We start from the raw sequence: 1,048 nt of genomic DNA on the forward strand, positions 1-1,048 counted from the left end.
CGCGAGTTCAATTTTGAAGTGCAAGCGTATTTTTGAAGAATACCTGATTGGGTGTAAGGTATCCTAACCTTTTTCTTGGTCGATTATTCAGTCTATTCATGGCGTGATCAATCTCCTGTTGTGTAATCGTGGTGAAATCTCTGTTCTTCGGAAAGTATTGCCTAATCAATCCATTCGTGTTTTCGTTCGTTCCTCGCTCCCAAGATGCATAGGGATGCGCGAAATAAAAGTCAGCTTTTAAGGCAGAGGCGATTGTTTCATGTTGGGCAAATTCTCGTCCGTTGTCTGAGGTGATGGTGCGTACTTTTTTACGATAAGGTTCAAGCAATTCAATCATCGCCTGACCTACTGCGTGCGCTGTCTTACGTTCCACTTTTCGAATCAACGTTAATCCTGTCTTGCGTTCTACGATACTCACAATAGCTTGCCGATGGTTTTTGCCAATGATCGTATCTGCTTCCCAATCGCCTATTCGACTGCGCTGCTCTACAATTGCTGGCCTGTCTTCGATAAATTGTCTATTCGGTATACTGCCTCTTCGCTCTAACTTACCATATCGTTTTTTTCGTTTCTTCTGACAACGTAGATTTTTCCAAAGTGCTCCGCCTGATCGTTTATCCGCATAGACACGTTGATAAACTGTTTCCGGACTTATCGCCGCATGACCGCTAATTTGCTCTGGGCTCCATTGCTCCAATAGTCGTTCTTGCGCAAACTCCCAGACATCCTCGTCAATGCGCCGCGCGTTAATTGCACGTCGCTCCTCTGACTTTTTATGAGCTTGCTTTGGACGATAACCACGACTTCCAGTATTACGACGCAATTCTCTGCTGATGGTCGATTCACTTCGTTTTAGTAAGCTAGCAATCTGTCTTTGTGTTTGTCCTGCTTTTCTTAATGCGTAAATCTGGTATCGTTCTATTTGGGTGAGATGTGTGTAGTTCATTATGCAATTTCGACTGGCCGGTCAAAAAGGCACAAATGCTATCGCATCTTGCCCTCATTAACCGATACCGTTCATAAATTGCACTTCATCCTAGAATTCGCC

At 44.1% G+C, this 1,048-nt stretch carries 1 protein-coding gene; it reads right to left on the reverse strand.

The features are described from left to right. Nucleotides 1–7: 7 nt before the first annotated feature. The gene (locus H8K32_RS19925; RefSeq protein ID WP_186914380.1) at nt 8–946 is read right to left on the reverse strand and encodes an IS30 family transposase; all 939 of its coding nucleotides are present in this window, start codon (nt 944–946) and stop codon (nt 8–10) included. Between the last annotated feature and the right edge of the window lie 102 nt (nt 947–1,048).

The organism is Cognatundibacterium jejuense (assembly GCF_014284255.1).
GTDB lineage: Bacteria > Pseudomonadota > Gammaproteobacteria > Burkholderiales > Burkholderiaceae_D > Undibacterium > Undibacterium jejuense.

What these genes read in the sequence shown, in the direction of transcription:
- H8K32_RS19925 (WP_186914380.1), bottom strand. Translation starts at nt 946, where the DNA reads ATGAACTACACACATCTCACCCAAATAGAACGATACCAGATTTACGCA.